We start from the raw sequence: 1,620 nt of genomic DNA, 5'->3' as shown, positions 1-1,620 counted from the left end.
CTGGATGAGGACGACGGCGTCATTCGCCGTGATGATGTGGTGTTTGCATGAAGAGGCCCCGCCGGCGTAGCCGGCGGGGCCCGGTCGTCGTGTTGTCGTGGTGGTGTTCAGCGTGTCGTGGTGGTGCTCATTCCGCCGTGACCTCGGCGACGGCGGCGCGTGTGCTGGATTCGTCGACGATGGCTTTCCTGCCTGCGTAGGCGGCGACGAGGGCTTGGACGGCGAGGTTGTTCACCGCTCGTGGCAGGCCGCGGGAGACTTGGTGGATCAGGGTGGTGGCGTCGTCGCTGAACAGCGTGTCCGATCGGCCGGCCAGGTTGAGGTGGTGGGCGATGTAGCTGGCGGTCTCCTTGTCGGTCATGCCGTTCATCGCGTAGCGCAGCGTGATCCTCTGGTCGAGCGCGGCGAAGGTGCCGAGCTTGATCCGACGCCGCAGGGTCGGCTGTCCGACCAGCAGGCAGGCGAATGGCGAGTGGCTGTCCATCTCGCTGTTGGTGAGCAGCCGTAGTTCTTCGAGTTGGCCGGCGTCGAGCAGGTGCGCCTCGTCGAGCACGATGATGGTGGTGCGGCCGCGTTCGTGTTCTTCGGCGGCGAGCAGGTCCATCGTCTGCGGGATCAGCCCGGCTTTGTGGAAGCGTGGGACACCGCCGAGGGCGGTCACGATGCAGCCGTAGAGGCCGCGGCCGCCGACCGCGGGGTTGCCGAGGTAGATCACGGTGTGGCGGCTCGTGTCGAGGCTGGCGAGGGCGGCGCGGACGGCGACGGTCTTGCCGGCGCCGACTTCGCCGGTGATGACACCGAGGCCGCGTTCGCTGATGCACCAGCCGATGCGGGCGACGGCTTCGGCGTGGGTGCCGTGGCGGTGCAGCATCTGCGGGGCCAGGGCCCGCCCGAACGGTGTCTTGGTGAATCCGTAGTGGGACTTGAGTTTCTCGATCACGCCGGCACCTGCGAGTCGTCGCTGGTCTCGGGAAGTTGGGAGTACTGGACCCGTTCGGCCAGGTCGGCGGCGTGCTGGGCTTCGACCAGGTGCAGGTAGTCGATCCCGGTCCGGGCCGGTGCCGGCGGTGTCGTCTCGTCGGGCCGGGCTTTGGCGTGCACGTGCCGGCCGATGCGTTGCGGGATCGCGGTGCCCATCGGGCGGCCGTGCCAGCGGACCTCGATGCTGGTGAGGTCGAACGGGTCGAAGACGAGCTCGACCTTGCGGCCGGCCAGGGCCGCGTCGACTTCGTATGTGTTGCCGTGCAGGCCGACGGTGGCGGTCTTGGTGACGGTGCGCCATTCCGACCACAAGAACGCCTCCCGCAGCTGCGCCGGTGAGGGCAGCGGCAGCGGCTGCACCGACCACCGCTCGATCGGCGGCTGCCCGGTCCCGGTGTGCTCGCGGTGGTGGTAGACGGTCTCGACCCACGCGGTGAACAGTGTGTTCAGCTGGATCATGTCGTCGAGTTCGCGACCGGATCCGATCTCGACGAGGAACTGCTCACGCACGGTCCGGAAGAACCGCTCGATCTTCCCGCGCCCCTCGGGCTGCCCCGGCCGGGAGTGCACCAGCCGGATGCCGAGCGACGCGCAGGCGCGCATCAGCTGCTTGTCCACGAACGCCGACCCGTTGTCGAC

General features: G+C 68.7%; 2 protein-coding genes. Both read right to left on the bottom strand.

All coding sequences use genetic code 11. The features are described 5' to 3' along the window. Positions 1-127: 127 nt before the first annotated feature. The gene (locus IH26_RS0152390; protein WP_030443793.1) at positions 128-940 is read right to left on the bottom strand and encodes an ExeA family protein; all 813 of its coding nucleotides are present in this window, start codon (positions 938-940) and stop codon (positions 128-130) included. Beyond that, positions 937-1,620: Mu transposase C-terminal domain-containing protein (locus IH26_RS0152385; RefSeq protein WP_034218334.1), on the bottom strand; the 684-nt coding region annotated here is incomplete at its 5' end. The genes IH26_RS0152390 and IH26_RS0152385, both read right to left, overlap by 4 nt.

Source organism: Actinoplanes subtropicus, from assembly GCF_000721705.1.
Taxonomy (GTDB): domain Bacteria; phylum Actinomycetota; class Actinomycetes; order Mycobacteriales; family Micromonosporaceae; genus Actinoplanes; species Actinoplanes subtropicus.
The sequence above is the reverse complement of the archived record's forward strand: the minus strand, read 5'-3'. Positions and strand labels throughout refer to the sequence as shown.